Source organism: Anaerobacillus sp. MEB173 (assembly GCF_052119505.1).
Lineage (GTDB): Bacteria > Bacillota > Bacilli > Bacillales > JBJMAU01 > JBJMAU01.
Genome location: NZ_JBJMAU010000051.1, coordinates 1 through 1224 on the forward strand (window position 1 = coordinate 1; position 1224 = coordinate 1224).

9 tRNA genes are annotated in these 1224 nt (G+C 45.7%); all 9 read right to left on the reverse strand.

Annotated features, from left to right (window positions below):
• Window positions 1-6: 6 nt before the first annotated feature.
• The 9 genes from ACJ2A9_RS23575 to ACJ2A9_RS23615 all read right to left on the reverse strand — a co-directional run bounded on the left by ACJ2A9_RS23575 (window position 7) and on the right by ACJ2A9_RS23615 (window position 1080).
• A tRNA-Ile gene (locus tag ACJ2A9_RS23575) sits at window positions 7-83 on the reverse strand.
• Between the two features lie 110 nt (window positions 84-193).
• Window positions 194-264: transfer RNA gene (locus tag ACJ2A9_RS23580), tRNA-Gly, on the reverse strand.
• Window positions 265-278: 14 nt separating this feature from the next.
• A tRNA-Pro gene (locus tag ACJ2A9_RS23585) sits at window positions 279-355 on the reverse strand.
• A 34-nt stretch (window positions 356-389) separates the two neighbouring features.
• Window positions 390-475 (reverse strand) — tRNA-Leu (locus ACJ2A9_RS23590).
• Window positions 476-490: 15 nt separating this feature from the next.
• Window positions 491-562: transfer RNA gene (locus ACJ2A9_RS23595), tRNA-Gly, on the reverse strand.
• A 19-nt stretch (window positions 563-581) separates the two neighbouring features.
• A tRNA-Leu gene (locus ACJ2A9_RS23600) sits at window positions 582-665 on the reverse strand.
• Between the two features lie 15 nt (window positions 666-680).
• A tRNA-Lys gene (locus ACJ2A9_RS23605) sits at window positions 681-756 on the reverse strand.
• A gap of 170 nt (window positions 757-926) precedes the next feature.
• Window positions 927-999 (reverse strand) — tRNA-Thr (locus tag ACJ2A9_RS23610).
• A 5-nt stretch (window positions 1000-1004) separates the two neighbouring features.
• A tRNA-Val gene (locus ACJ2A9_RS23615) sits at window positions 1005-1080 on the reverse strand.
• Between the last annotated feature and the right edge of the window lie 144 nt (window positions 1081-1224).

Here is a 1224-nt window from a genome sequence, read left to right on the forward strand (position 1 = left end):
TCTATATGGTGGGCCTAAGTGGACTCGAACCACCGACCTCACGCTTATCAGGCGTGCGCTCTAACCAGCTGAGCTATAGGCCCCTAACAAATTTAAAATTGAAAATGTAAAATTTAGAATTAATGCAAGTACTTCTTCGAAGCTTTTACTTAAAACATTTTACATTCTACATTTTTAATTTTACATTTTAAAGAGCGGGTGATGAGAATCGAACTCACGACCAGAGCTTGGAAGGCTCTTGTTTTACCACTAAACTACACCCGCATCTATATTCATTATGGTCGGGAAGACAGGATTTGAACCTGCGACCCCCTGGTCCCAAACCAGGTGCTCTACCAAGCTGAGCCACTTCCCGATCTGATTAAAATATTATTATTAAACCTTAAAAGTGCCGAGGGCCGGACTTGAACCGGCACGGTAGTCACCTACCGCAGGATTTTAAGTCCTGTGTGTCTGCCAATTCCACCACCCCGGCAGGACTTATTAAGAGAGCGGAAGACGAGATTCGAACTCGCGACCCCCACCTTGGCAAGGTGGTGTTCTACCACTGAACTACTCCCGCAATATTTTATTAAAAGTAATGGTGCGGGTGAAGGGACTCGAACCCCCACGTCAAAGACACTAGATCCTAAGTCTAGCGCGTCTGCCAATTCCGCCACACCCGCATTACTTATATAAAATGGTGAGCCATGAAGGATTCGAACCTTCGACCCTCTGATTAAAAGTCAGATGCTCTACCGACTGAGCTAATGGCTCGTAGCTAAATTCAATGAAGCTCTATTCATGACGTTTATGAACGATGATTCGCTTCGTGTTCCTATCTGTTTCTTCCTCTTCTAGTATCGCTTTGTTCCTTGCTGCGTCGAAACAACTCGATGTTTTTCACAGAAATAACGCTCGTGACTGAGCTAATGGCTCTTAAAGAGTGCCGGCCAGAGGACTTGAACCCCCAACCTACTGATTACAAGTCAGTTGCTCTACCAATTGAGCTAGGCCGGCATGTATGGTGGAGGATGACGGGATCGAACCGCCGACCCCCTGCTTGTAAGGCAGGTGCTCTCCCAGCTGAGCTAATCCTCCGTAGATAATAAGATGTTATTCCTCTGGAGTTCTCCCCTGTTTCTTCCTCTTCTAGTTTTACTCCGATGTAAAATGCGTCGAAACAACTCGTAGCAGATTCACAGGTGTTTAGCTCGTAGCTGAGCTAATCCTCCATAATTATAT